This is a genomic window from Crinalium epipsammum PCC 9333, from assembly GCF_000317495.1.
In the GTDB taxonomy this organism is placed as follows: domain Bacteria; phylum Cyanobacteriota; class Cyanobacteriia; order Cyanobacteriales; family PCC-9333; genus Crinalium; species Crinalium epipsammum.
This window is the reverse complement of sequence record NC_019753.1, coordinates 4,327,528-4,354,320: the sequence shown is the minus strand read 5'-3', so window position 1 is coordinate 4,354,320 and position 26,793 is coordinate 4,327,528. Positions and strand designations below refer to the sequence as shown.

17 protein-coding genes are annotated in these 26,793 nt (G+C 38.9%); 10 read left to right on the top strand and 7 right to left on the bottom strand.

Going from position 1 to position 26,793, the window contains the following annotated elements:
* Positions 1 to 56 precede the first annotated feature (56 nt).
* Positions 57 to 2,093: an excinuclease ABC subunit UvrC gene (gene uvrC, locus CRI9333_RS18835; protein WP_015204760.1), complete on the top strand. Its 2,037-nt coding sequence runs from the start codon at positions 57 to 59 to the stop codon at positions 2,091 to 2,093.
* A 105-nt stretch (positions 2,094 to 2,198) separates the two neighbouring features.
* On the opposite strand, the gene CRI9333_RS18830 is transcribed toward uvrC, so the two are convergent.
* Entirely contained in the window at positions 2,199 to 2,555 is a 357-nt protein-coding gene (locus CRI9333_RS18830) for a cystatin domain-containing protein (RefSeq protein ID WP_015204759.1), read from the bottom strand.
* 90 nt (positions 2,556 to 2,645) lie between these two features.
* Complete coding sequence (locus CRI9333_RS18825; protein ID WP_015204758.1) at positions 2,646 to 3,764, bottom strand: trans-sulfuration enzyme family protein; 1,119 nt, start codon at positions 3,762 to 3,764, stop codon at positions 2,646 to 2,648.
* 443 nt (positions 3,765 to 4,207) lie between these two features.
* Here CRI9333_RS18825 and CRI9333_RS18820 point away from each other — a divergent pair, with 443 nt between their 5' ends.
* The 7 genes from CRI9333_RS18820 to CRI9333_RS18795 all read left to right on the top strand — a co-directional run bounded on the left by CRI9333_RS18820 (position 4,208) and on the right by CRI9333_RS18795 (position 17,287).
* Positions 4,208 to 5,866, top strand: a complete 1,659-nt coding sequence (locus CRI9333_RS18820) for a serine/threonine-protein kinase (protein WP_015204757.1) — start codon at positions 4,208 to 4,210, stop codon at positions 5,864 to 5,866.
* A 158-nt stretch (positions 5,867 to 6,024) separates the two neighbouring features.
* Positions 6,025 to 9,078 (top strand): hypothetical protein, encoded by a 3,054-nt coding sequence (locus CRI9333_RS18815; protein WP_015204756.1) that lies wholly within the window; start codon positions 6,025 to 6,027, stop codon positions 9,076 to 9,078.
* Between the two features lie 135 nt (positions 9,079 to 9,213).
* Positions 9,214 to 10,758: an ATP-binding protein gene (locus CRI9333_RS27895; protein WP_232229354.1), complete on the top strand. Its 1,545-nt coding sequence runs from the start codon at positions 9,214 to 9,216 to the stop codon at positions 10,756 to 10,758.
* Positions 10,759 to 11,021: 263 nt separating this feature from the next.
* On the top strand, positions 11,022 to 12,845 hold the full coding sequence (locus CRI9333_RS27890; protein ID WP_232229353.1) for a helicase-related protein: 1,824 nt from the start codon (positions 11,022 to 11,024) through the stop codon (positions 12,843 to 12,845).
* 261 nt (positions 12,846 to 13,106) lie between these two features.
* A complete protein-coding gene (locus CRI9333_RS18805) occupies positions 13,107 to 14,000 on the top strand; it encodes a lysophospholipid acyltransferase family protein (RefSeq protein ID WP_015204755.1) in 894 nt (297 codons plus the stop codon).
* A gap of 451 nt (positions 14,001 to 14,451) precedes the next feature.
* A complete protein-coding gene (locus tag CRI9333_RS25140; protein WP_051035407.1) occupies positions 14,452 to 16,830 on the top strand; it encodes a PAS domain S-box protein in 2,379 nt (792 codons plus the stop codon).
* A 256-nt stretch (positions 16,831 to 17,086) separates the two neighbouring features.
* Positions 17,087 to 17,287: a hypothetical protein gene (locus tag CRI9333_RS18795; RefSeq protein WP_015204753.1), complete on the top strand. Its 201-nt coding sequence runs from the start codon at positions 17,087 to 17,089 to the stop codon at positions 17,285 to 17,287.
* Positions 17,288 to 17,301: 14 nt separating this feature from the next.
* Here CRI9333_RS18795 and rlmN read toward each other — a convergent pair whose 3' ends face one another.
* The 5 genes from rlmN to CRI9333_RS18770 form a co-directional block, all read right to left on the bottom strand.
* Complete coding sequence (gene rlmN, locus CRI9333_RS18790) at positions 17,302 to 18,372, bottom strand: 23S rRNA (adenine(2503)-C(2))-methyltransferase RlmN (RefSeq protein ID WP_015204752.1); 1,071 nt, start codon at positions 18,370 to 18,372, stop codon at positions 17,302 to 17,304.
* Positions 18,373 to 18,476: 104 nt separating this feature from the next.
* A complete protein-coding gene (locus CRI9333_RS18785) occupies positions 18,477 to 19,703 on the bottom strand; it encodes a type II secretion system F family protein (RefSeq protein WP_015204751.1) in 1,227 nt (408 codons plus the stop codon).
* A 114-nt stretch (positions 19,704 to 19,817) separates the two neighbouring features.
* Complete coding sequence (locus CRI9333_RS18780) at positions 19,818 to 20,903, bottom strand: type IV pilus twitching motility protein PilT (RefSeq protein ID WP_015204750.1); 1,086 nt, start codon at positions 20,901 to 20,903, stop codon at positions 19,818 to 19,820.
* 92 nt (positions 20,904 to 20,995) lie between these two features.
* Positions 20,996 to 22,990, bottom strand: a complete 1,995-nt coding sequence (locus tag CRI9333_RS18775; RefSeq protein ID WP_015204749.1) for a GspE/PulE family protein — start codon at positions 22,988 to 22,990, stop codon at positions 20,996 to 20,998.
* A 634-nt stretch (positions 22,991 to 23,624) separates the two neighbouring features.
* Positions 23,625 to 23,813 (bottom strand): hypothetical protein, encoded by a 189-nt coding sequence (locus CRI9333_RS18770; RefSeq protein ID WP_041226121.1) that lies wholly within the window; start codon positions 23,811 to 23,813, stop codon positions 23,625 to 23,627.
* Positions 23,814 to 23,848: 35 nt separating this feature from the next.
* Between CRI9333_RS18770 and grpE the strand changes: the two genes are divergently transcribed.
* Positions 23,849 to 24,601 (top strand): nucleotide exchange factor GrpE, encoded by a 753-nt coding sequence (grpE, locus tag CRI9333_RS18765; protein WP_015204748.1) that lies wholly within the window; start codon positions 23,849 to 23,851, stop codon positions 24,599 to 24,601.
* Between the two features lie 156 nt (positions 24,602 to 24,757).
* A complete protein-coding gene (gene dnaK / locus CRI9333_RS18760; protein ID WP_015204747.1) occupies positions 24,758 to 26,725 on the top strand; it encodes a molecular chaperone DnaK in 1,968 nt (655 codons plus the stop codon).
* Positions 26,726 to 26,793: the final 68 nt, after the last annotated feature.

The following is a 26,793-nucleotide window of genomic DNA, read 5'->3' as shown; positions in this document are numbered from 1 at the left end:
AAACTATCTAAATTTAGCCACAATAGAATTAGTCACGTATAGCAGCGATTTTATCTGTGACATCTTCTACTGAATTTCTACCTTTACTTAAAAATCCAGAGCGTCTCGAGAAACGCCTGAAGGAAATACCCTCGGAACCAGGGGTTTATTTCATGCGCGACAAAAGCGATCGCATCCTATATATAGGTAAGTCGAAAAAATTGCGATCGCGTGTGCGTTCTTATTTCCGCGACTCCCAAAGCCTTAGTCCCCGCATTGCCATGATGGTGCGACAAGTGGCGGAAATTGAGTTTATTGTTACAGATACCGAATCAGAGGCTTTAGCATTAGAAGCGAATCTTGTCAAGCAACATCAACCTTATTTTAATGTATTGCTGAAAGATGACAAGAAATATCCTTATGTTTTAATTACTTGGTCGGAAGCATATCCGCGTATATTTATCACCCGCAATCGCCGTTTAGCTAAAGAAAAAGATAAATATTATGGTCCTTATGTAGATTCGGGTTTATTACGCAGAACCTTACATATAGTTAAACGTCTTTTCCCACTAAAACAGCGACCGCAACCTTTATTTAAAGATCGTCCTTGTTTGAACTATGATTTAGGTCGTTGTCCTGGTGTTTGTCAAAAATTAATTTCATCAGAAGATTATCGTAAAACTATTCAAAAAATAGCGATGGTCTTTCAAGGACGTAATAGTGAACTGCTGGATGTTTTGACTGCTCAAATGGAAAAAGCAGCAGAAGATTTAAACTTTGAGCAAGCTGCACGAATTCGCGATCAAATTGGTGGTTTAAGGTCGTTAACTGCTGATCAAAAAGTATCACTGCCTAATGATACTGTTTCGCGGGATGCGATCGCACTAGCTGCTGACGAGAAACACGCCTGTATTCAATTATTCCAAATTCGCGCAGGGAAATTAGTTGGAAGGTTAGGATTTGTTGCGGAAGTTCCAGCTTTTCAGGAATTAGATCCCCCTAAATCCCCCTTAAAAAGGGGGACTTTGGATCAATTCTCCCCCCTTTTTAAGGGGGGTAGGGGGGGATCGAATGGTTTTGACGGGGAGGGGGAGAATCTTGCCTCCCCCCTGTTAACGGGGGGGAATGAGACTCTGTTTCTTGGTGCTATTTTGCAGCGAGTGTTAGAAGAACATTATCAAAATGCTGAATCTGTAGAAATTCCCTCAGAAATTTTAGTGCAGCATGAGTTACCAGATAGTGAGATGTTAGGGGAGTTTTTAACAGAACGTAAAGGACGTAAAGTTAGTATCATTGCTCCGCAACGGCAAACCAAGGCAGAATTAATTGAAATGGTGGAGCGCAATGCTGAATATGAATTAGCGCGAATGCAAAAATTAGGCGATCGCAACACCGAAGCTACTCAAGATTTAGCTGATATTCTAGACTTAGCAGAATTACCGCGCCGAATTGAAGGTTATGACATTTCCCATATACAAGGCTCAAATGCTGTAGCTTCTCAGGTAGTGTTTATTGATGGCTTACCTGCAAAACAACACTATCGCCATTACAAAATTAGAAATCCTGAAGTCAAAATTGGTCATTCTGATGACTTTGCCAGTTTAGCAGAAGTAATTAGCCGTCGCTTCCGTAAGTATGGAGAAGATCCACAATTACCGCGAGTAGGAAATCCTGATTTTCCTGATTTAATTATGATTGACGGAGGTAAAGGTCAGTTATCATCGGTTGTCGCAGTTTTACAAGAGATGAACTTATTAGAAGACTTGCGGGTAGTTAGTTTAGCTAAACAGCGAGAAGAAATTTTCTTACCTGGTGAATCATTACCACTTGAAACTAATGCAGAACAACCAGGAGTACAATTATTGCGAAGATTAAGGGATGAAGCACACAGATTTGCTGTGACTTTTCATCGTCAACAAAGAAGTGATAAATTAAAGCGATCGCGCTTAGATGAAATCCCTGGATTAGGATTTAATCGCCAAAAGCAACTTCTAGCACATTTCCGTTCTATTGACTACATCCGTGAAGCTTCCCCAGAACAACTAGCAAAAGCACCTGGAATTGGATCGCATATAGCACAGGAAATTTACAAGTATTTCCACCCTTCAGTGTAGCAATTAGCAAGCTCGCAATTAGTTATAGTAGGTTGGGTAGAACGAAGTGAAACCCAACTTTGATATTTTTGCATACGTTGCGCTACGGTTAACCAAACATACAATTTATCTCTTACACTTTTCTACCTTCCAACTAGATAGAGAATACCTCTGTTGAAGATCTAGATAAACTACAGTTGTCACTTGCTGAATTTGGTTATTGTTCTTTACTTTTAACCAAAGTTGGTAATTCCTTCCCGCTACAACTTGCATTTCAGCACGCTCAATAGAAATAAGTGAGATGCTACGACGTTGCTTTAACCGTTGTGTGTTAAAAGCAAATTTCGCTGCCTTGACAACATCTTGATCAGTTTTGTCAGCATTGTTATAACCACCAGGTATTTGAGCCAAATTCTCCGGCATATTAACAAAGGGCAAAGAAAGTGCAACTAATATAAGCGCAACACGGAAATTATATTTCATTTTTTTTGCTTTAACTTTCTTTGATGTTAGCTCAACCTAATTAATAATAATACTTTCTCCCCTCCCTGTGGACTGGGAGGGGGTGGGGTGCTAATCTAAAGCTTGATTCAAATCATCAATCAAATCATCAGCGTGTTCTAAACCAATTGAAACTCGTAGCAAATTCTCAGGAGTTCTTGTTCCTACTCCTTCAATTGATGCCCGATGTTCAATAAAACTTTCTACCCCACCCAAACTTGTTGCCCTAGTAAATAAAAGAGCTTTTGCTACTACCTCAAAAGCTTTATCTCGTCCGCCTTTAACTTGAAAAGATAACATTCCCCCAAAAAGCTGCATCTGCTCAACTGCAATTTGATATCCTAGATGTTGTTTTAAACCTGGATAATGCACAGCTTCAACTTGAGGGTGGTTGTTTAAAAAATCAGCAACTTTCATCGCATTTTCCGTGTGACCACGCATCCGATAAGGTAAAGTTTGAATACCCCGCATTACTAACCAACAATCGAAGGGAGAAGCAACAGCACCACCAATTTTTTGAATGTTCTTAATTTTATTAAAAAAGTCATCTTCAACTTTTGCAATTACAACACCACCTAAGACATCGCTGTGTCCACCTAAATATTTAGTTGTAGAATGAACAACTAAGTCAGCGCCTAGTTTTAAAGGGTTTTGTCCTATTGGTGTAGCCCAAGTATTATCACATACGCAGAGGGCATTAGCTTGATGTGCGATCGCACTAATTTTAACAATATCAGTAACTTTCAGTAGCGGATTTGAGGGCGTTTCTACCCAAATAAGTTTTGTATTCGCTTTGATAGCTTCCTGTACTTGACTAAGATTAGTTAAATCTACAAAACTAACTTCTAAACCCCAAGGCGCAACAATTTCTCGCAACAGTAACGAAGTTCCAGAGTAAGCATCATTAGGTGCAATGATATGGTTCCCTGGTTGTAAAGCCTGAAATACACTCATTGTGGCAGCAGAACCCGAAGAAAAAGCCGCCGCAGCAACTCCCCCCTCCAATTCACAAAGGCATCTTTCTAAAGCATCTCGGTTGGGGTTATTACTACGAATGTAATCATAGCCTTGAGGATAACTACCATCTTTTGAACGTTCAAAAGTAGTAGACAGATAAATTGGTAGTGCGACTGCACCTGTCGTAGAATCAATACCATGCCCAGCATGGACTGCCAAAGTTTCAATTTTCATAATGATCAATTAGCAATTAACAATTATCAAACTTCCCCTCCTCTCTCCTCTCTCCTACCCCCTCCCTCCTAAAAATGACCAATCATTTACAAATTGTGATATCTTATATTTTAGTGGTTAGGGTATTCAACCACTTAAAAAACCCAGAGCCGAGAGGCATCGCACCTTGAAAACTAAAGATCTGGGGTTCTGTGCAGGAAGGCTTGCACAGGTAATATCTTTAAGCACCAAGTACCAGAAAACCAAAATTTTATGGTCTAGACAGTACCGTGGGGCGCACGGAAACTGGCTTCTGTAATGGAGTAAAAGCTTGAGGAGAGTACCATCTCTGGCGTAGAAGGGCAACTAACTATGGTAAGTGGACTCGTTGAGACAAGAATCCTACTGGCTAAAAACCTGTAAGAGCGTCAAACTAGATTTTATTCCCCAAAATATTTTCAGGTATGGTGTACTGCCTTAATCTTAGCTGTAACAATACCCTCAACCCTGACGCGCATAAATTTTGTCAAAACTGCGGTTTACCACTGTTACTCAGGAATCGCTACCGCGTAATTAAACCGCTTGGTAGCGGTGGATTTGGTAGAACTTATCAGGCAGAAGATATAGATTGCATGAATGCTGCCTGCGTAGTCAAACAATTTTCACCATCTTCAGAAATTAAAGCTGATTCTACGGCACTCAAGAAAGCTGAGGAACTGTTTAACCAAGAAGCAGAGAGACTCTTTCAACTTGGAGAACATCCTCAAGTACCCAGGCTATTAGCGTACTTTGAACAAGAGCATAGTCTGTACCTAGTACAAGAGTTAATCGACGGACATGATTTACGCAGAGAATTAGTGGAGCAGGGGGCTTTTAGTGAACAAAAAATTCAGCAATTATTGAATGATTTACTGCCCATTCTTAAGATTGTACATGAACACGGCGTAATTCACAGAGATCTTAAGCCAGAAAATATCATGCGCCGTCGTAAAGATGGCAAGTTAGTATTAATTGATTTTGGGGTATCTAAACAAGTTACAGGAACAAGTCTAGGTCAAGGTACAACAGTTGGTACACCTGGATATGCACCAATAGAACAACTACGCGGTCAAGTTTTTCCAGCTAGTGATCTCTACAGTTTAGGTGTTACCTGCATTTCTTTATTAACAAATTGTTTACCTAGAAATGATGGTTCTAATAACCTTTATGATGCCCTAGAAAGCCGTTGGATATGGAGAGAACGTTTACCTCAAAGTTCTAGTTTCAATCCCATGTTAGCGCAAGTTTTAGATAAGTTACTACAGGAGCGGGTCAAGGATCGTTATCAATCGGCGGTGGAAGTCATGCAAGACCTCACTGATGATTTGACTTCCGATGTTGGTGTAGATTATAGTAAATTAAGAGATTTACTAGCAATAAGAAAATGGCGCGAAGCTGATTTAGAAACTAGGGCGTTAATGCTGAAAGCAGCTTCTAGATTAAAAGAAGGTTGGCTGACTTTAGCAGATTTTGACAAATTCCCGATTCACGATATACATACTATTAATAAACTTTGGAGTAAATATAGTAAAGGTAGCAGGCTTCAAGTAGCTACTACTGTATTAAGAGCTATTACTGATGATTTAAGTTCAGAGGTAGGAATAGATTATACTTACCTAAGAGGTCTATTAGCTGCCGGAAATTGGCAAGAAGCTGATGCAGAAACGGTTAATTTAATGCTGAGTGCATCAGGTAGAAAAAAAGAAGGTTGGATTGATTTAAATAGTATTAGAAGCTTTCCCTGTGCTGACTTGCGTACTATTAATAGACTGTGGTTGAAGTATAGTAATGGACATTTTGGGTTTACTGTCCAAAAAAGTATTTGGGAGAGTGTTGGGGGAAACTTTGATGCTGATGTAAAAATTTATAAACAGTTTTGCGATCGCATCGGTTGGTATACCAAAGGAGACTTGTTTTACTACTCTCATCTTACCTTCGACCTCAGTGCGCCAAAAGGACATTTACCCTCTGGTCGCGCTGGAGATATTGCTTTATTAATTAGAGTAATTGGAAAATTTGGCGGTTTCGGAGTGGAAAGAGTAACTTCTTTAGTTTCTCGGTTAGAAAGTTGTGGGATTAAGTGATTATATCAAATCATGTGGCATGGGAATTATATATTTTTTTAACGCAAAGGTCGCAAAGGTATACGCAAAGGTCGCAAAGACGGCTATGTGTACTTCTTTTTTGACGTGCGATCGCATAAAGTTAAAAGTAGATTTTGATTTAGTTGGGAGTGTCTACAATGGTAAATACCTTACAAGAAGGTAGTAATAATCTAGTTCCGGTTGATTATAGTGATTTACTTAATAAAATTTTAGCCGTTATCAAGCATCAAAATCCCTTTAAGTTGATTAATAACGGTCAACGTCTGATTATAGATTTTGATCAAGTAGCGAGTGAGGTAGTTAAGCAAACTCCAGCTAATCCTCTCCTTGAGCCAGAATATAATGCTCGTAGCGCAACTGTCAATTTTAACTTAGCTTTTAAAGATAAATTTCCTAATCATATTAAAGATATTAAAGATTGTTTACAAACGCAACTTGAGGCTGTACTTCCAGCAGATAATCGCTCTATTGAAAATTTTGTCTTAAATTTAACTAAGGATTTGACAGAGTTTAAAAATACACAAGCATCTATAGATTTAAGTTATCCTTTTGCTGATCAATCTGGGTTACAAAAACAGCGTTTAAGCCTAGATCAGCCTAATGTTGGAACCAATTCTTTACTGAAGTTACATAAGCTGACTATTACTGTCGATCGCACTCAGGAATTTAACAGACAATTAGATCAAGGGTTGGAAACTTATTTAACAAATCATCTGGAAGCAGAAAATGCAGATGAGCAAGAAGAATTAACTGATATTTTAAAAAACTTAACTAAAGATCCTAACGATGCTAATTCTGATTATTACAAGCTGAAACGCTTAGTCGATACCGAAGTCGTGGGACAGCTTAAGCGTCAAGCTAAAATTAAATACTTAGAGCATATTAATGCTCACATTGATGTCAAAAAAAGTCAAGATGTTTTTTATCTGCGGGACTTAATTCGCCGACTTAAGTTAATTGATACTTATCTTAACGATCCTAATAAAGTTGATGGGGATTATGAAGTTAATTATCATGGTGTAACTGTTAATTTAAGACAAGTTTTATCCCGTGCGGAAGCTTTTGACAGTTTACCAATCATTCCTTTAGTTGAGGGGTATTTAGGAGAAACAACTGATAAACAACAAGGAAAAAAACAATTTATTTTTGGGTTAAAGTTTAAGTTTAATAATAAATTTCATGCTGGGGGTGGAGATACTTCCTTTGCTTACCATCTAAATCTGATTAATCCTGATAGTAAAACTCATCAAGAAGAATTAAAGACAAAGAAATCTTTTGCGGGGAAGGTTTTAAAGTTATTTTTTCTCTATTACTTTGTTTTTAGTTCCCGTTGTCAACCAGGAAGCGAAGGGTATCATCCTGAGTTGGAGTTAGATTACGATCCTGTAGCTACTTTTGAGAACAAGTTTTTACCGATTCTGCAAGGGAATGATGAAGAGAACAAAAAGGATATCTTCAAAACTATTAGCACATCTTTATTAGGAAATCAAAAATTAAATATTCAGCTAAAAATCAATAAACTCAAAAGTCTGCTACACAAATTTATTGACCAGCAGAGTATTTTAAAACCCGTTGAATATCTCCTGCATATTGGTGTACCTACCAGTATTTTAGAAAGCGACATTGACAAAATTTTAGATCGAAGTACTTTCTTTAAAGATGTAATTAGGAAAAATCCTAAAGAAGCACTTCAGTATCTTACTGTCACAGATGCTCAATTTAATCAAGATATTCTGTGTCAGTTACCTGTAAATATGAAAATTGAGGATATTCGTTATCATTATCATCCTCAAGAAAAACAAACATTTAACTTGGGGTATGAGCTAGAAGGAATTAAGGCTTTACCAGTGCTTTTTATTCCTAAAGATGATTACAGTCGGAAAGAATACGATCAAAAATTCAAGCAAAGAAGCCTACTTGTCTTTACTTACGATCTTCAAAACGATACCCTCACAGCAGACAAAGCTTTTGTGTATCGTTTGACATTTTCCCTATTGACTTATATTTGTTTAAAACTTTTAGTAGATGTAGATACAAAAGAGAGTAGATTATTTCTTCCTCTATTACGATTGCATCTGAAAAACAAACAAAAATCCTCCCCATTAGAAGGATATATCAGTGATTATTCTAAAGTTTTAGCTCATTTATTAAATGAAGAACACTTAGCAAGTTCTCAAGGTTTTGATCTAACTCAACAGAATGCTTTCAAAACCCTCAACGGATTAAGTTCACTTTATTCAGTTATTCCCAAACATTTTCGTTTTAATAACCCTGAAGATACACCAAAATTAGACAAGCTGGCAATTATTATTGTTAGTAGTCGAGAAAGCGACTCAAAAAGCCGTAATCCTAACCGCAATGAAAGAATATCTAATTTAATGGGAGAAGTGATAACTGTTAATCTTCAAGAAGATGGGGTAATTAAGTTAGAGACACTCAAAACATTTTCGGAAAATTACCCGACATCTGAAATGTACAGTCAGCCATCAGTACTTTTGGATCAGATTACTAATCTCTATAACCAAAGATATCAACATATATTATATATTGCAAAAGCGCCTTATTCTAGTAGTCTCAACCTAACTCAACAAGAAGATGACGATGGGTTATTTTTTCTGTCCCGAAATTTAATTAAGTATTTAACAGATAAGTACTTAACAGAGAATTCTTGTAAGCTTAGTATTTATCCGATATTTTTCGATAAATACTATGTGAGAAAGCTATTAGATAGAACAAGTCGAGATTCTTTATATATTCAGGATAGCGCGGAGTTAACTGAATTAGTCAACAGTCAACAATCGGTGGTGTTTTTTAACTTATTTAATGGAACTGCGGTTGATCCTAATAACACTTTTTATCATGGAGTCATATCTTACGCCACCCTATTAAATATCTATCAAGGTATCCTTGATGATGAGGAACTCCGTAAGAATCTAATTTATAATGGCGACATGAAAAAAGATATTTTACAATATCTCACTCTGTTTCACTTCTCCAGGTATGAAGCCTCCAAAAGGATTAATGTCAAACTCGATCCTTATCAACATATTATCGGAGATGAGTCGCTAGGAAAGTTGGCACTTTTTAAACATTCACAAGAGAAAGCAGACTTTAATTCTTTAGCTTTTTTAACTGAGGTGAAAAAGATTTTAAATACAGCACGTTACCCCTCCCCAACCCTCCCCTTATAAAGGGGAGGGAGTAAGATTTGTAGATTTGTAGGTTGGGTTAAGCGCAGCGCAACCCAACACCAGCTATTGTAAATGTTGGGTTTCACTTCGTTCTACCCAACCTACGTTGATAATTGTTAATTGTTAATTGATTCTATGTTGTCAGAAGATCAGGGACGTATTTTTGAAGTTGGATTTAATATAGGTATCCTCGCCTACTTCCAACAAAACCAGCTAGGTCAGAATTGGGTAGACTTTTACCGCGTAGATTTAGAACAACTGAAATTTCGCAAAATACTTAAACCATTGATAGCTAGAGCAAATGCTATTAGTCAGCTAGATCAAGATATTGTTACCAATTGGAGTGAGTTTCTGCTGCTGAGGGGGTTTCTTGGTGGGTTAAACTTTATGGGAGAATATCTCAAATCTACACGCTGGAAACTAGATAACCTAGAGGTTTTGTACTACCAGTGCAGCTTTTCAGATGAAAATAGTATAAATACTTACCATAAGGATGAACGTACATCTTTAAATCAGACTCTAAATCGTTTTTCAGATAATATCAACAAACTCACAGAAGATGAGATCGAAATTATTCTTAATCGCTATTTAAAGAAGGGAGAATTTCTTAAGGCAGATACGCTAATTTTATTTTGTTACAATAAAAGAGAATATAGAATTTTCGCTTTAGATACATCGTTATTTTCTCTCAAGTCTGAGCAGGATTTGACTAATTTAGAATTTGTGGGGTTGATTAAAAGTAAACTTATTCGTGAGCTTAATTACTTGCGCTCTAAAAGCGTGTTTTCCCAGCTAAGAATAGATACAGGTGAGGGTAATGATTTAGCTGGTTTATTTCCGTCGGATTTAAAGGATTATTTTACTGCTTTTAAATATACTGATAAAGAAAGTGCTAAGTTAATTCAGGCGGGTGGATATGCTTATAGTTTTTGGAAGTTTTTAGAAGAGAAGGAAATTTTACCGCAGGAAGCGAAGTTAGTTATTAGTGCGGTGGGATATAGCGATCGCGGAATAAGTACAATTACAGTTAAAAGGGAAAATATTAACCTTTTAGCGCCTTGTTATGAGATTTATAAACATGATTCTAGTATTAAGGAAATTCACATAGCGCGTCAAAAAGTTTTAGAGTTAATCAAACGCCAAGCAGAGAGAAGTTTTAAGGGTGGGAAACAGTTTATTAATGATTTATCAAATATTCCTATTAATCAAACTACGGTTATTACCCATCAAGAACAATTAGATGATTTTTGTAATACTGTTGGTAAAATCCCCCTTAATTTAGCGGCACAATTACAACTCAACCCTGATTTAGATTTACGCAACGCTCATAATGAGTTAATTCAAAGAGCTTTATTATCAGATGATCTTTATGTGTTTTTAACTGGTAATCCTGGGATTGGTAAAACGACTGCGATCGCAGATTTCCTCAAAGCTCATAAAGATGAAGGTTTCTTGTTTTTCTACGTCAGTCCCCGTAAGCAAGTAAACTTAGATATTATCGAAAAATTCACTAATCCAGATACAAACGAACTCTGCGATCCACGCCTATTTTGTCTCAATACTAATTCTAATATTATTGCAGATAATGGGGGGAAAACTACAGTTCAATATTCCTCCCTGCAAATACAAGACGAGTTTTATAAAAAACTGTTAATTTTATTCCATCAAAAAATAATCTAACCCGTCGCAGTAAACTTAATTCTAAAGTAAAGCGACAAAGTGAAACTCACCTTCAAACTGTATCCCTAAATACTCAAGCTGTCCTCGCTAGTATTTGTCAGGGTATCTATGCTGTAATTGAGGAAAATATCTCTAACCAAATTGTCGCTTCTGTTTCTATCCAGTCTCTAAAGAAAACTATCAATGGAGATACCTTAGAGCATTTTGATAAAATATTTAAAGGTGCTTACAACAAGAAACTAGGTAAACCTAATCCTGAAAAGATGCGTCAACTATCTCGGCGCATCAAACATATCTTTATTATGATTGATGAAATTACCGGAGATGATAGCGGGGTAGAATTTCTTAGTCGCATTAACGATATTTTTAAAACTTATGAGCTAGTCGATCAGAGATATGGTTTCAATCCCAAAATTATTGTTGCTGATGCTTCTATTGTTGAGCAGGATGTGATCAAACAACACTTAAATGATACCACACCGGAACCGGATAAAATATTTTTTAGGAAAGCTAAAACGACTGGTGCTGCTTTATCTGTAGAGGAATTTAAGTTTAAACGAGCAAATGCGATCGCAATTAATGCTAACTCTTACCCCGCAAGTAAGTTAAATTTTACTTACAAAGTAGTTATTAATGCTCAACCATTCCCCAAAAAAGAGGAATTAAGACTAAATCAGGATGATTTAATAGCAACTCTCCAATCAGAAATAATTAAAGATATTAACCGACTTTGGGATCAAGAAGGGCAAATTTTAGTCTACATCCAAAATAAGCAAAGATTACAACAGCTAATTGAACAAATTGGGAAAAGTAGGGAGAAGTTTAAACCCCAGGAAGATTACCTAGAAGTACACGCCAATCTTTCAGAAACAGAGAAAAAACAAGTTCCAACCCGTACAAATGATGTAAAAATAATCTTTATGACTTCTTCGGGAAGTCGCGGTTTATCTTTCCCCAAAGTAAATAGCATCCTCGTAGATATACCCCGTTTTCAAGTGGAGAAAAACTTGATGGAAATTATCCAGGTAATTTATAGGGGAAGGGGGAATAAACAATTAGATCAACTAGAAAAGCAACTAATCTTTTATCTAGGGGAAAACGCCTTTTATAATCAGGATGATCCTCAAATATCTCTACAAGAAAGTAGCCTCAACATCATCAATTTATTACTGATTCTTAAAGCTGCTATTTTAACTAGAATTGTCGGAAATGGAACTATCGGGAGACAGGATTGTTTAATTATTCCTATCGGTGGTAAATCTGTCTCAGCCGCAGGAGAAAGTTTTTCTCTCCAACTAGCTAATTTACTCAGAGAATTAAAACAAGAATATCATCGCAAACCTAGTGATATCCGCTTAAAAAGGGTTTACGAGCAATTTAGAGAATTACTTAATAATACTGATTTTAAACTTTATCCTTCTGAGGATAATCAAGGAAAACCGCAACTATCTTATTTAGCCTTACAAAAGCGTTTAAGTAGTGAGTTTTCGGAATTAATTAATCAAGGTTTTGATAAGTTAATAAAATTTGGTGTATTAGAGACAGGTTATCTCTGTGGGAGTTTGTTAGTTGTACCCACAGGCGAGAAAAAAATCGAGGAAACTTATCAAATTCACTTAGATAAGTTACTTAATTTAACTGCAAATTTATTAACAGATTTACAAGTAATTGGCTATAGTCAGGATTACCATGATAACTTACGTCATGCAACTAAAAATGCGATTGATTTACTGAATAAATTAAAAGAACCAACGGAAAGAAGTCAGCAACTAGAACAACTCAGTCAGCGTGCGGATCAATATTATGCTTTCCCTTTGTTTACTTTTCTTAATGGCGATGCGATTAAAGAATATTTAAGCCAAGAAGAAGAACTTGCAAATAACAAATTTCGTGATATCCTAGAAATGTATATTCGCCATCTTTATTCGGTTGGTAATATGCTACCGATAGGGGATGGCTATGGAGAGTTTCCTTTTGTAGTTTTTAATAGCTACAGTTTAGAAGAAATTAGAGAAAAATTCTTTACTGAGCGTTATCTTTTAAATTCACATGAATTAAATATAGTTAATTTGATTTTAAATAAATAAAATTTATATCGCTTTGCATACTAATCGAGTACACCCCTCCCCAACCCTCCCCTTATAAAGGGGAGGGAGCAAGGGCAGTGCGGGGGGGGGGATTTGGCAGACATCATATTACGTATCTATATCCCCCCTAACCCCCTAATTTATGGGGGGGAGAAGCCCATCAAAGTCCCCCTTTTTAAGGGGGATTTAGGGGGATCTAAATTTGCCAGTTAGTTCCATTGCAGATTATCCTAAATTACGCAATTAAAGGATAAAAAACCATTGTTTGATATTTTCGATATTTTTAAAGGCAACCAAACAGAGAACAGCAAAGCTTCTCACCAGCGTTATGATGGTTGGTCACTAGAGGCACGCGACCCCCAGGCGATTAAATCTTTTCTGCCCGTTTGGGAATGGTTATATAACTACTACTTTCGGGTAACGACTGATGGTTGGGAGAATATACCTGCACAAGGAAAGATGCTGCTAGTAGGTTCTCATAACGGCGGTTTGGCTGCACCGGATATGTTTATGTGTATGTATGATTGGTATCGGCGCTTTGGTACTGAGCGTTTAACTTATGGTTTAATGCACCCTACTGTCTGGAAGCTTTCGCCACCAATCATCACTCAATGGGCAGCGCAGTGTGGTGGAGTTATGGCACACCCCAAAATGGCGATCGCAGGTTTGCAAAAAGACGCAGCAGTGCTAGTTTATCCTGGGGGCGCACAAGATGTATTTCGACCTCATCACCTCCGCCATCAAATTAACTTCGCAGGACGTAAAGGATTTATTAAACTTGCACTGAAAGAAAGCGCACCCATCATCCCGATTATTTCAGAAGGCGCACATGATACACTTATAGTCCTCGCTGACTTCTACGAACAACTAAAGCAACTACATCAACAAGGTATGCCTTGGTTATTTGGGATTGATCCAGTAGTATTTCCCATATATTTAGGACTGCCTTGGGGTTTAGGAATTGGTCCCATACCAGACTTTCCTTTACCTGCAAAAATTCATACTCGCATCTGTAAGCCGATTATATTCGAGCATAGTGGACGTGAGGCAGCAAGCGATCGCGCTTATGTAGATGCTTGTTATCAACAAGTTGAAGAGCAAATGCAACTGGAATTAGATCGTTTAGTGCAAGATGTTAAAAATAATCACCGATAATCATAAGTAGAGACGCGCTATTTTTTCAACCCCTTCCCGAAGCTGCGGGTAGGGGTTATAGTTTGATATTTTTTCAGGTGATTTACCTATTCACTTTATTTATCCTTGATGCTGGATGTTAAACTGTCGGTATCAGAGCAAATTTATAGTTTTGATTAACAATCAATTCTGATGAGTTTTGCTCAAGGGTGATTTATATGGCTGAACTAACAACAGAACAAATGCGCGATCGCATTGTCTGCCCAGATCGAACGTCAACTTTATGAGTCCACAAAATTAATAAAACTTATTACTACCCTGACTTGCTTAAATTTAAGTTTTAAGGTAGCTAAATCTACAAGTCCAGTCTTGGAAGCGATCGCAACCGTTAAGCATACATGAATTCTACATTAAAAAAATATTTCTACCTCGAAATCATCAGTACTTGCGGCTAGATGAAAATCTCAAAATATTGGATTTTTCTGAGGGAATACTACCCTTTGCTGATTACCCTAACGAACTGATAATTGGTCAAGATGCTCGAAGGTGTTTTCCTGAGCTAATCGGTGCTGAAGAGCGTCTAAATTTAATTATGCAAGGACAGGATCTTAGCTTTGAAGTTAAAGGGATTTGTCGTTCCTTAGAGAAAAAAAATCGACTATATTTTGATCTATATACTAACCCAATAAAAACCGAAGCCTGTTTAGAAAAGCAATTAATATTTTTTTTAGAAGATATTACCGAAAAAATGCTACTGCAACAGCAATTAAAGCAACAAACAAATGAAACAAATATTTTAATAAACTCTGTAGCAGGTTATCGCAATTATCTTAATAGAATTATTGCGGCAATGGGTGATGCCTTGCTGGTAACAAGCAACTCAGGAATAATCGAAACAATTAATCAAGCAACCGAATCTCTATTAGGCTATAGCGTAGAAGAAATCAGTGGTAAACATATTTCACAATTTATTAAAAGTACAGATTTTTTACCCCAAGACCACCAACTTTGCTTGCTATCTGAATCGGAACATTTACAGAATATAGAATCAGTTTGTTATACAAAAAATCAGGAAGAGATTTTTGTAGCCTTTTCTTGTTCAGCAATTAAATCAGAAGTAGAAGGTTTATATAACTTTATCTATGTTGGTCGGGATATTACAGAACGCAAACGAGCCGAATTAGAATTGCGACGACAAAATCGGCGATCGCAACTTTTAGCCACAATTGCCCTCAAAATTCGCCAATCATTACAGATAGAAGAAATCCTGCAAACTACCGTCAATGAAGTCCGCTCACTGTTACAAGTAGATCGAGTTTTAATTTTGAGGGTTTTTCCTGATGGCACTGGTAGCGCCGTCGTTACAGAATCCGTTGTCTCGCACCTACCCAGCCTTTTAAATCGCCAATTTTTACCCGAAGTTTTTCCCGTTGAGTACCATCAGATGTACCGAAAAGGAAGAATTCAGGCAATTGAGGCGCTAGAAAATGCTCAAATTTCCCCTTGCCACGCTCAATTTTTAGAAGATTTAGGCATACAATCCAAGCTAGTAGTACCGATTATTTATGCGGATGAACTTTGGGGTTTATTGATAGCTCATCAATGCAATAGTCAACGGATTTGGGATAATTTTGAAATTGAACTGTTGCAGCAACTAGCAAATCAAGCCGCAATTACAATTTCTCAGTCTCAACTGCTACAAGCAGTACAAGAAAGCGAGAAGCAATTCCGTCAACTTACAGAAAATATTAACGAAGTCTTTTGGCTATTTGACCCAGAAAAAGATCAAGTACTTTATATCAGTTCAGCTTACGAAAAGTTGTGGGGTTATCATCGTGAAAGTTTGTACAAACATCCTCAATCATGGTTAGATGCTGTATATCAGGATGATCGCGATCGCGTAATCGCAGCCGTTGAAAAAAGTCATCAATGTCAAGATTTTTTCAACCAAGAGTATCGAATTATCGGCGCTGACGGTTTCTTACGCTGGATTTGGGGGCGGGAATTTCCCATTCATAATGAGAGGGGCGAAATCTACCGCATTGCTGGAATTGCAGAAAATATAACTGATCGTAAACAAGCCGAAGAAGAAATTAACAAATCCCTGGAACAAGAAAAAGAACTTAATGAACTTAAATCTAGTTTTATATCAATGGTTTCCCATGAATTTCGCACACCATTAAGCACAATCCTTTTGTCTAGCGAACTGCTGCAAAATTATAGTCATAAATGGGATCAAACGAAAAAAAACAAAGCTTTCAAGCGCATTCACTCGTCAGTTAAAACCATGAGTAAACTGCTGGAAGATGTGTTAGTTATTGGCAAAAGCGAAGCGGGTAAACAAGAATTTAATCCCGTTTTACTTAATCCCATCTTATTTTGTGAAGAATTAGTCAGTGAAATCCAACTTACCATCGCCCTTACTCACAAAATTAATTTTGTAACTAAAGGCGATGGTAATAATGCTTACTTAGACGAAAAACTTCTCCGGCAGATTTTAAATAACTTGATGACGAATGCCGTTAAGTATTCTTCTCCAAGTAGTACCGTACATTTATTGTGTGATTGCCAAGAGGAAATAGTGGTTTTTGAGGTACGAGACGAAGGAATTGGGATACCTCTAGAAGATCAGAAACATTTATTTGAGACATTCCACCGCGCTAGTAATGTTGGTCAAATCCCTGGAACTGGACTAGGTTTGGCAATTGTTAAGCAATCTGTAGACCTACACCAAGGCGAAATAAATATCCAAAGTCAAGTAGGAGCAGGTACAACATTTATAGTAAAACTGCCAACCAACTGCCAGCAACAAGCTGAAGCTATAACCTTGGCTCAAGGTTATGCCCAGTAAAAAACTATTTTAGGAAAATAAGCTTAACCACATAAAATTTGTGGAATTGATCCCCAGGTATTAAGAATGTATTAAGACTTGATCCCCTACCCTAAGTTATATAGCATACCAGTACAAATACCGTCATAATAAATTAATGCTGGTTTCTGAATTGTTTATTTAATATACAGTTTGTGTTTTTTGTTTACATTTTATAAACACAACAGCATCATAATTAATTTTTTTCTGTCGTAACTAAAAATACTGAGGTTTGAATATGCGTATAACACAAGAGATTTGCTGCCCTAATTGTGGAGACAAAGGGGAACGTCATCACCTATTAACTGCTCAACTAACTCGCACACAATGTCCTAGTTGTGATTACTTAATGGTGACTTGCTCTCGCACAGGGAAAGTAATCGAAGCTTATGCTCCTGGCTTATACGCACCTAAAGTAGAAAAGTTAAAAATCTTTTAAACTCACTATTGCCATCAACTTTTAGAAGCACGAAGTTGTCCACAAGCAGCATCGGCTTCTAATCCCCGCGAGTAGCGGATACTAACTGCTATGTGTCGTTGCTTCAAAGCATCGGCAAAATCTTGTACACGGCGATGATTAGGACGTTGATACTCAGCTTCACGGATAGGGTTGTAAGGAATCAAATTGACGTGACTTTGAAACCCTCGCAAATGTCTTGCTAGTTCCTCTGCGTGTTCTGGTAAATCGTTAAGTCCGCCCAACAGAATATATTCAAACGTCAATCTCCGCCCAGTCAACTCTACATATTCGCGACATTCTGCTAACACATCTTCTAAAAGATATCTGTGAGCAGAAGGAATAAGTTGTGATCTAATCGCCTGATTTGAAGCGTGAAGACTTACTGCTAAAGTAACTTGTAATTTCTCAGCAGCTAGTTTACGAATTCTACCAGGAATACCGACAGTAGAAAGAGTTATTGATCGCTGCCCAATACCAACATCAGTATTGAGAGACTTAATTGCTCCGACAACATTTTCTGTATTCAGCAAAGGTTCGCCCATACCCATAAATACAATATGGCTAACACGGCGCTGAAAGTCTTCTTGGACAGTTAAAACCTGATCGATAATTTCATGCCGCTCTAAATTGCGAATGAAACCTCCCTTACCTGTAGCACAGAAGTCACAACCCATTGGACATCCCACCTGCGAAGATACGCAAACAGTGAGGCGTTGATCTGTAGGAATGCCAACGGTTTCAATAATTTGATTGTCAGCAAGTCGCAGAAGGTATTTTACGGTTTGATCGGGAGCAACAGAGCGAAAATGCAGCGTTGAGCGACCGATAGGGACATCCTGCAATTGTTCACGCCAACTTTTGGAAAATACAGAGATATCCGAGAGCGATCGCACTCCTTTTTTATATATCCACTGATATAATTGTTGTCCTCGGTAAGCTGGTTGTCCCTGTTGTTGTACCCAAGTAGTTAATTGGGCTAAATCTTTACCCAATAACGGCTCTTTATTTGACTGTTGGGGTGCAACATTACTATCTACGGACAAATTAACCTGATCAGTAGGCATATTCAACAACAGTGCGATCGCGCATCTTGAGCTTGGATCTCTATCCTAAAGCAGGTTGACTTATATTGCAGGTATTACTACTAACGCCCCAACTTCCTCGACCTCTAGCCCAATTTTTCAAACACAGCAAACATCGGCAGATACATTGAAAGCAAAATTACAGCAACCATCCCTGCCAAACCCACCATCATCAGAGGCTCTAGAACACTCGTTAGGGCTTTTACAGCTTGCTCAACCTCATCTTCATAGAAATCGGCAACCTTCATCATCATGCCATCTAACTCACCAGTTTCCTCGCCAATACTAATCATTTGAACTGCTAAAGGAGGAAACACCTTCTCCTTTTCAATCGCAAGACTCAGCATTCCACCCTGTTGAATGTCTGCTCTAGCAGCATTAATGGCATTTTCAATCACCTGATTTCCTGCCGTCGATGCCACAATTTCTAAAGAGTTAAGAATTGGCACCCCTGAACGAGTCAAAGTTCCAAAAATTCGGCAAAAGCGAGCAACTGCTGATTTTTGATTCAAGTCACCCAAGATAGGCATCTGCAAGAAAAAACGATCCATTGTCAGGCGGCCAACTGGTGTTTTGTAATACTGCTTGTACGCAAAAGTAGTAGCAATAATAGTACAAATAGGTATCAGGATTCTCCAACTTCTCAAGACATCACTACACAGCATCATAAACTGCGTCAGTGCTGGCAGTTCCCCGCCTAGATTCTTGAAAATGCCCGCAAAAATGGGAATCAAAAATACCGTCATCGCAATAAACACAATCACCGCCAATATCCCTACTACAGTGGGATATGCCATCGCTCCTTTAACTTGGTTTTGTAACCGTGCAATATCCTCAAGAATTTTTGCTAATCGGTTCAAAACTTCATCAAGGACACCACCGACCTCACCCGCTTGAACCATACTTATATATAAGTTGTCAAAACAATCAGGATGTTTACGCATAGCCTCAGAAAGGCTGGTTCCCTGTTGTACCTCAGCATTAATTGCTACAAGTGCTTTTTTCAACCTGGCATTGCTACACTGCTCAGATAAAACACCCAAGCATCTCACCAAAGCAACACCAGCGTTGACCATAGCTGCAAATTGACGGGAAAACACAGCTTTATCTTTTACAGTCACCTTCGATAAAGCTATTTCCAAAGCTGACATATCAAAGCTTGCTAAATCAAAGCTTTGAGACTCTTTAATATTCTGCACAGAAGGATACTTCTGGCGTAGAACATCTCGTGCTAAGTGTATAGTACCCGCCACTACTTTTTCTTTCTTAGCTTTTCCTTGAGAGTCCCGAACCTCAGCAACATATGTAGGCATGAATCACCTAATCCCATTTATTATTATTTATGTAAATTATGAGCTTTGAGCTAGTAATTAAACGAATAATTTCCACCTCAAAACTCTTCACTTCAAAATTGATAGCTATCAACATTATTTAGCAACTGCTGCACCAAGAAGACGCTGTAACTCATCTGGCTTGGCACTCTTGCCCATTGCCGCCTCAAATGAAATTGCCCCTGACTTGACGTAAGCCGCTAAAACCATCTCCATCGTCTGCATCCCCAACTTAGCACCAGTTTGGATAGAACCGTAAATTTGAGGGGTTTTTCCTTCTCGAATTAAGTTAGAAATAGCTGGTGTTACGATCATAATTTCTTGAGCCATTACCCGACCATATTCCCCAGGCTTGGGATTTTTCTTAGGCACTAAACATTGGCTAAATACAGCCACCAAAGAGTTAGATAGCTGCGCCCTAATTTGTGGTTGTTGAATAGGGGGGAATACATCTAGCATCCGGTCTATAGTTTGAGCGGCGGAATTAGTATGCAGCGTTCCAAATACCAAGTGACCTGTTTCAGCAGCAGAAATTGCTAGACCAATTGTTTCCAAGTCCCGCATTTCACCTACCAAAATTACATCTGGATCTTCCCGTAATGCCGCTCTCAAAGCATTAGCAAAACTTTTAGTATCCTCACCTTTTTGACGTTGGTGAACTAAACTTTTAATATTAGCAAAAACATATTCAATCGGGTCTTCTACAGTCAAAATATGTTCTGCTCGTGTGCGGTTAATCAAATCAATCATTGCCGCCATCGTAGTCGTTTTACCCGAACCCGTTTGTCCGGTTACTAACACCATTCCTCTAGGTCGGTGAGTCATTTCCCGAACAATATCTGGTAGACCTAACATATCAAAATTAGGAATTTTAGACGCTAAAGCCCTTAGACAAGCTGCATAGTAACCACGTTCTTTGTAGACATTGACTCGGAAACGAGCTAATCCTTTCACCCCATAAGAGCAATCTAATTCCCAGTTCTGTTCCAAATCTTTACGCTGGGTATTATTCAGCATACTAAAAATTAATTTCTGACAATCTTGAGGTGCCAGTGGCTCCTCATTAATCGCCTGGAGTTTACCACTGACCCGAAAGTATACTGGAGCGCCCGCCTGAAGGTGCATATCGGAGCCGCCCATTTCGATCAGTTGCTCCATCAAGTCTTCAATCATTAAATCCATTGTGTTTTCTCCTTTGGTAATACAATTTTTAATTTTTAGTTGTTACTAGGTAGTAGTTAATTAATCACCACGAGAGCAAAAACTAATAATTTTTATTCTTCAAAACGAGATGTCATGCAGTAGGGACAATCAAGCCACTCTTGTTTTAATCCAGCACTACAAATGCGACAAGTTAAAGTAGTCTTACGTTTTGCTTTTAATTCTGATTCTAAACCTGTATCCGTAAAAGTCACCCGCTCAACTTCTTCCAGGGTTGTGTGTCCTTCACGCACTAAATTTAAGCTGTAAGATAACAATGTCACCATCCCGTCTTCCACAGCCGCTTCCTTAATCATGTCGGTCGTGCCACCTTTGTTGATTAAGCTTTGCAACCGCTCAGTTATACGCATAACTTCATAGACACCTACACGCCCTTTATAACCAAGACCCTTACATTTTGGGCAGAGATTTGTCGCAGTTTTAATTTCTTCAGGTTGTAAGGAGTTGGCTTTGTAAAACGTAACAGAGCCTTCCTTGGAAGCTGATAAACCATATCGGTTAAGCTCCTCAATAGTCGGTTGATAGGGAATACGGCACTCAGTGCATACTCGTCGCATCAACCTTTGGGCGCAAACGCCAAGCAATGAGGCTGCCACCATGAAGGGTTCCACGCCCATTTCATCTAACCGTGCAATTGAACTTGAAGCATCATTAGCGTGCAGAGTCGTCATTACCAAGTGTCCAGTTAAAGCAGCTTCAATTGCGGTTTTTGCTGTTTCTACATCTCGCGTTTCACCTACTAGAATTACATCGGGGTCTTGGCGCATGAATGCTCGTAAAATTGCGGCAAAGTTCATGCCTTTTTCGCGAATCACCTGCACCTGATTAATTCCTGGTAAGGCATATTCAATCGGGTCTTCTGCCGTACTAATGTTCACATCAGGACTGTTGCGTTCAGCCAAAATTGAATATAGTGTTGTTGATTTACCAGATCCTGTTGGACCTGTCACCAAAATCATCCCAAAAGGACGACTAGCCATGTCTCTGACACTTTGTAGCGCATCTGGATCGCTAATCAACTTATCCAAGCCCAACTGGGTGGAAGAGTTATCCAAAATCCGCATACAAATTTTCTCGCCATAGCGACTAGGTAAAGTGTTTACACGGAAATCAACTTTACGTCCTTGAAACACTCGCCGGATACGACCATCTTGAGGTGCGCGTCGTTCGGCAATGTCTAGTTGTGCAATGATTTTGAAACGTGAAGTAACTGCTGGAATAATCTTTTTCGGTAGAGGATCAAATGCCTCCCTGAGTACCCCATCTTTGCGAAAGCGAATGCGTAAATATTCTTCTTGAGGTTCAACGTGAATATCAGAAACTTCATCAGTTAATGCCTTAGCCAAAATTTTATTGACCAGGGTGATAATCGGGGCATCTTCTGCTGCTGCCGTTAAATCTTCATCAGGAATATCATGGGAGTCTTCGGCTTCAAGTCCTTCAAGATTTTGGATTTCTCCCTGAACATCAAAAGACTTTTGAGCTTTAGCGGCTTCGTCTTTCTTTGCTTGCTGATCTAGGTATTGGTTAATAATTGAGGAATAGTCTTCGGCGGTGATTACCATCCTTTGCCAATTAATTCCCTGGGGGCGTAAAATTCGGTTTAGATCATCTTGGGCATCTAAATCATCAGGGTTAACCATTGCCACTAAGACAGATGGTGGCTCAGTTGCTTCTTTTGATAGAGGTACGAAGCGGGAGCGACGACAACTATCAATAGGGATGAGTGTATCGATCAACTCAGAAACCTGACTTTGTTCAATTTGTTTAATTTCCGGATCTAAAGATTCAACGCCGTATATAATCTTTAGTTCAAACAGTTGATTCTTTTTATACTGACGCTGTAACTCAGGAGATAGCGCCTTTCCTGTGAGCGACTCTAGGATTTGTGTTAGGGGTTTTCCAGTTTTGCGACTTTCAAGCGCCGCCTGCTGCATCTTTTCGGAGTCGATGTAGCCTAACTGAACTAGCTTGCTGGCAAAGGGCGACAAATCATGGCTGGCATTGCGAACAACTAAAGCACGCCGAGATGATGAGGATTGAGTCATAGCTATTTAAACTATCTCCATAAAAAGTATGCCCAAAAGCTTTTGGCAAAATTGCACTCTCACTACCAAAAATCAGTGTGATTTGGCAGTGCAACGCTTGAATGGTAGCAGGATGCTTATCCATTGCTGTGTCTGTGGCGGTTGTTGGCACGCCTATGCAAGACTCATGCTACCTGGGTGAGTAGATGTAGCAGATTACCAATTATTGGTAAAATCCTACTCCTTGGTCTTTAATAGTCTGAATGAGAAAAAGGCAAATTTGTACCTAAAGACTATGTATAAGGAATATTAACGATGATAGCTTTTAGTAGATAGTTAATGACGAATTAGAACAATCGGGGAAAGTGCGATCGCACGCTCCTCTTCTTGCAACCGTCACCAAACCACACTCTACAAGTATGATTTATGAGTGGTAAGCTACTTTTTTCACAGCTAGTTTAAAATTGGATTGCCTTTGGGAGCTATATTCTAAGTATGACACCACTGAGATCGTATATTCACACTTTTAACAACAATTAGTGAGATTTTATCCAACTGTGGCTGCCACACTGAACCTGAATTGCGAAAGATATAATCCGATAAAAATTGATCAATGTTATATTTATAAGTAGAAAGATTAAAATATGTGAAGATTTTAGCCATCCATGTAGGTATAAGCATAATCAAGATTGAAAAAAAATCCTGCCACTCTGATGGCGGTAATACTATCATGCAATAAAGTGGTAATTCCAAAGTAAATCCGCACCGACCACTGATCGCGCTTATGGTAGATATTGCCAACCAAATTGTCAACAATAGTAGTAATAAAAAAGCGCGATCGCACCCCGCTAGCAGTCTATTAATTTAAATGAGTAAACCATGATCACAGAAGAAAATCAGCCATTCGCTTCAAATCAGATCGATGACGCTTCAGCTATTGCTGAAGATAATGCTCATGGTACATCATCAACATTTGAAGTGATTAATATAGAGCCTAATTCCGATCCAGTAGTTTCCGAGAGTCAAACAGAACCCTTATCACCTGAATCTAGTCAGCAGATAGACTTAGGACACCAAGCTAACAGTGGAGAGACAGAGGAAGCTTTAAGGCAAGAAGTAGAAACCTTAAAAGCGCAGTTGGATGAAAGCACAAAGCAAAGTGATTCCTTAAAAAGTCAGTATATGCGGATAGCCGCAGATTTTGAGAATTTTCGGAAGCGTACAGCTAAAGAAAAAGAAGAATTAGAAGTTAAAGTTAAGTGTTCGACAATTACCGAGCTACTTTCAGTAGTTGATAACTTTGAGCGAGCAAGATCCCAACTCAAGCCACAAAATGATGGAGAAATGGGTATCCATAAAAGCTACCAAAGTGTATACAAACAACTGGTAGATGCTCTCAAGCGTATAGGTGTCTCTCCTATGCGCCCAGAAGGTAAAGATTTTGATCCCAACCTGCATGAAGCGGTGCTTCGCCAACCTACTGATGAACATCCAGAAGGTACAGTGATGGAAGAACTGCAAAGAGGATATTTCTTGGGCGATCGCGTGTTGCGCCATGCACTTGTCAAAGTTGCCGCCGCACCAGAACCTGTAGAAACTTTAGAAGAAAGTCCAGTCGAACCCACAGAATAATTGATTCAGTCGTTTTCTGGTTTATTCGCTGCGTGTTTATGTCAGTGTCTACAATAAAGAAACCAGACATTTCTACTAAAGATACGTCCTGGCTGGTAGGCAACCAGTAACACCCAAACCAAATTCAACTTTCCACACCATTACTGCCGAAACCCTATGGGAAAAGTCATTGGAATCGACCTGGGTACGACTAATAGTTGTGTTGCTGTTTTAGAAGCAGGTCAACCCATCGTAATTTCTAGCTCAGAAGGTGGGCGCACGACTCCCAGTATTGTGGGATTTGGCAAGGCAGGCGATCGCTTGGTAGGTCAGTTAGCCAAGCGACAGTCTGTTACCAACGCCGAAAACACAGTTTATAGCATTAAACGCTTTATTGGGCGTAGGTGGGGTGACACGGAAAGCGAACGGGCGCGAGTGCCATACACCTGCGTCAAAGGTCGGGATGATACTGTCGATGTTGAAATTAGAGGGCAAAAATTTACCCCTCAAGAAATTTCAGCAATGACGCTGAAAAAATTGAAGCAGGATGCAGAACACTTTTTAGGCGAAACCGTAACCCAGGCGGTAATCACCGTACCAGCATACTTTACAGATGCCCAAAGGCAGGCAACAAAAGATGCTGGAACGATCGCGGGTCTCGAAGTATTGCGAATTGTCAACGAACCGACAGCCGCCGCCCTTGCTTATGGTCTTGAAAAGCAGGATGAAGACCAGTGCATATTAGTTTTTGACTTAGGTGGCGGCACATTCGACGTATCAGTACTGCAATTGGGGGATGGTGTATTTGAAGTCAAAGCCACATCTGGAAACAACCATTTGGGCGGAGATGACTTTGATAATGCGATCGCAGTTTGGATGATTGATGCCTTCCAAGCTGCGGAAGGCATTGACCTAGCAGCAGATAAAATGGCTCTCCAACGGCTACGTGAAGCGGCAGAAAAGGCAAAAATTGAATTATCCAACATGGTGACAACTTCAATCAACCTGCCGTTTATTACAGCCGACGACAAGGGACCCAAACATCTGGAGATGGAATTATCACGCTCCAAGTTTGAAGAACTGACAAATGATCTTGTAGAAGCAACTATAGAACCAGTCACCCAAGCCCTTAAAGACGCTGATATCCAACCAAATAATATAGCTCGGATTATTTTAGTAGGTGGTTCAACGCGGATTCCGGCTGTCCAAAAAGCAATTAAAACTTTTTTTGGTGACAGGGAACCAGACCGTTCAGTGAATCCCGATGAGGCAGTAGCTCTAGGAGCAGCTATTCAAGGTGGTGTCTTAGGTGGCGAAGTCAAGGATGTACTGCTATTAGATGTCACCCCTCTTTCTTTGGGAATCGAAACATTAGGCGAAGTTTTTACCAAAGTAATTGAGCGCAACACTACCATTCCCACCAGCAAATCGCAAATATTTTCCACTGCCACCGATGGACAAACATCAGTAGAAATTCATGCCTTGCAAGGTGAACGGGCATTGGTCAAAGACAATAAAAGTTTGGGGAAATTCCTTCTAACAGGTCTGCCACCTGCACCGCGTGGCATTCCCCAAATTGAAGTAGCTTTTGAAATTGATGCTAACGGCATTCTAAAAATCTCTGCTCAAGACAAAGGCACAGGTAGAGAGCAAAGTATCTGCATCACCAATACTGGTGGCTTGAGTGCGGTGGAAGTTGAACAGATGAGAAAAGAGGCAGAACTTTATGCTGAAGAAGACAAGCGCCGTATACAAGTAATTGAACTGAAAAATCAGGCAGACGGCTTGTTCTATAGCTATGAATCGACCTTAAAAGAAAATGGGCATTTGATCAGTGCAGACATTAAATCACAAGCTGATCAAAAAGCAAAACAACTGCGTTTAGCACTCAACAACCCATCAGCACGAGTTGAGGATATTAAAGAAAAGTTAGAGCTATTCCAAGAAACCGTATTGGCGATGGGAACATCTGTGTATCAGCAAGCTAACCAAACCCCAACAACAGATTTCAATGTGCCTAAAAAGCCTGGTAGAAGTAGCGTCGGCAAAGCTGTAGAATCAACACCAGAGAAAGATGCAACATTAGATATAAATGATGTTGATGAAGATGAAACTGTAACTGCTGACTATGAGACAGTAGACTAAGAGCGTGTTAAGTTTGGAATTAGACTCAAAACTTAACACTTAAGCCTCGACTATTCACATTTCCTTTA

Bases quoted from the DNA above. Each gene is read 5' to 3' on its own strand.
- CRI9333_RS18830 (WP_015204759.1), bottom strand. From the start codon at position 2,555: ATGAAATATAATTTCCGTGTTGCGCTTATATTAGTTGCACTTTCTTTG.
- CRI9333_RS18825 (WP_015204758.1), bottom strand. From the start codon at position 3,764: ATGAAAATTGAAACTTTGGCAGTCCATGCTGGGCATGGTATTGATTCT.
- CRI9333_RS18820 (WP_015204757.1), top strand. From the start codon at position 4,208: ATGGTGTACTGCCTTAATCTTAGCTGTAACAATACCCTCAACCCTGAC.
- CRI9333_RS18815 (WP_015204756.1), top strand. From the start codon at position 6,025: ATGGTAAATACCTTACAAGAAGGTAGTAATAATCTAGTTCCGGTTGAT.
- CRI9333_RS27895 (WP_232229354.1), top strand. From the start codon at position 9,214: ATGTTGTCAGAAGATCAGGGACGTATTTTTGAAGTTGGATTTAATATA.
- CRI9333_RS27890 (WP_232229353.1), top strand. From the start codon at position 11,022: ATGCGTCAACTATCTCGGCGCATCAAACATATCTTTATTATGATTGAT.
- CRI9333_RS18795 (WP_015204753.1), top strand. From the start codon at position 17,087: ATGCGTATAACACAAGAGATTTGCTGCCCTAATTGTGGAGACAAAGGG.
- rlmN (WP_015204752.1), bottom strand. From the start codon at position 18,372: ATGCCTACTGATCAGGTTAATTTGTCCGTAGATAGTAATGTTGCACCC.
- CRI9333_RS18785 (WP_015204751.1), bottom strand. From the start codon at position 19,703: ATGCCTACATATGTTGCTGAGGTTCGGGACTCTCAAGGAAAAGCTAAG.
- CRI9333_RS18780 (WP_015204750.1), bottom strand. From the start codon at position 20,903: ATGGATTTAATGATTGAAGACTTGATGGAGCAACTGATCGAAATGGGC.
- CRI9333_RS18775 (WP_015204749.1), bottom strand. From the start codon at position 22,990: ATGACTCAATCCTCATCATCTCGGCGTGCTTTAGTTGTTCGCAATGCC.
- grpE (WP_015204748.1), top strand. From the start codon at position 23,849: ATGATCACAGAAGAAAATCAGCCATTCGCTTCAAATCAGATCGATGAC.
- dnaK (WP_015204747.1), top strand. From the start codon at position 24,758: ATGGGAAAAGTCATTGGAATCGACCTGGGTACGACTAATAGTTGTGTT.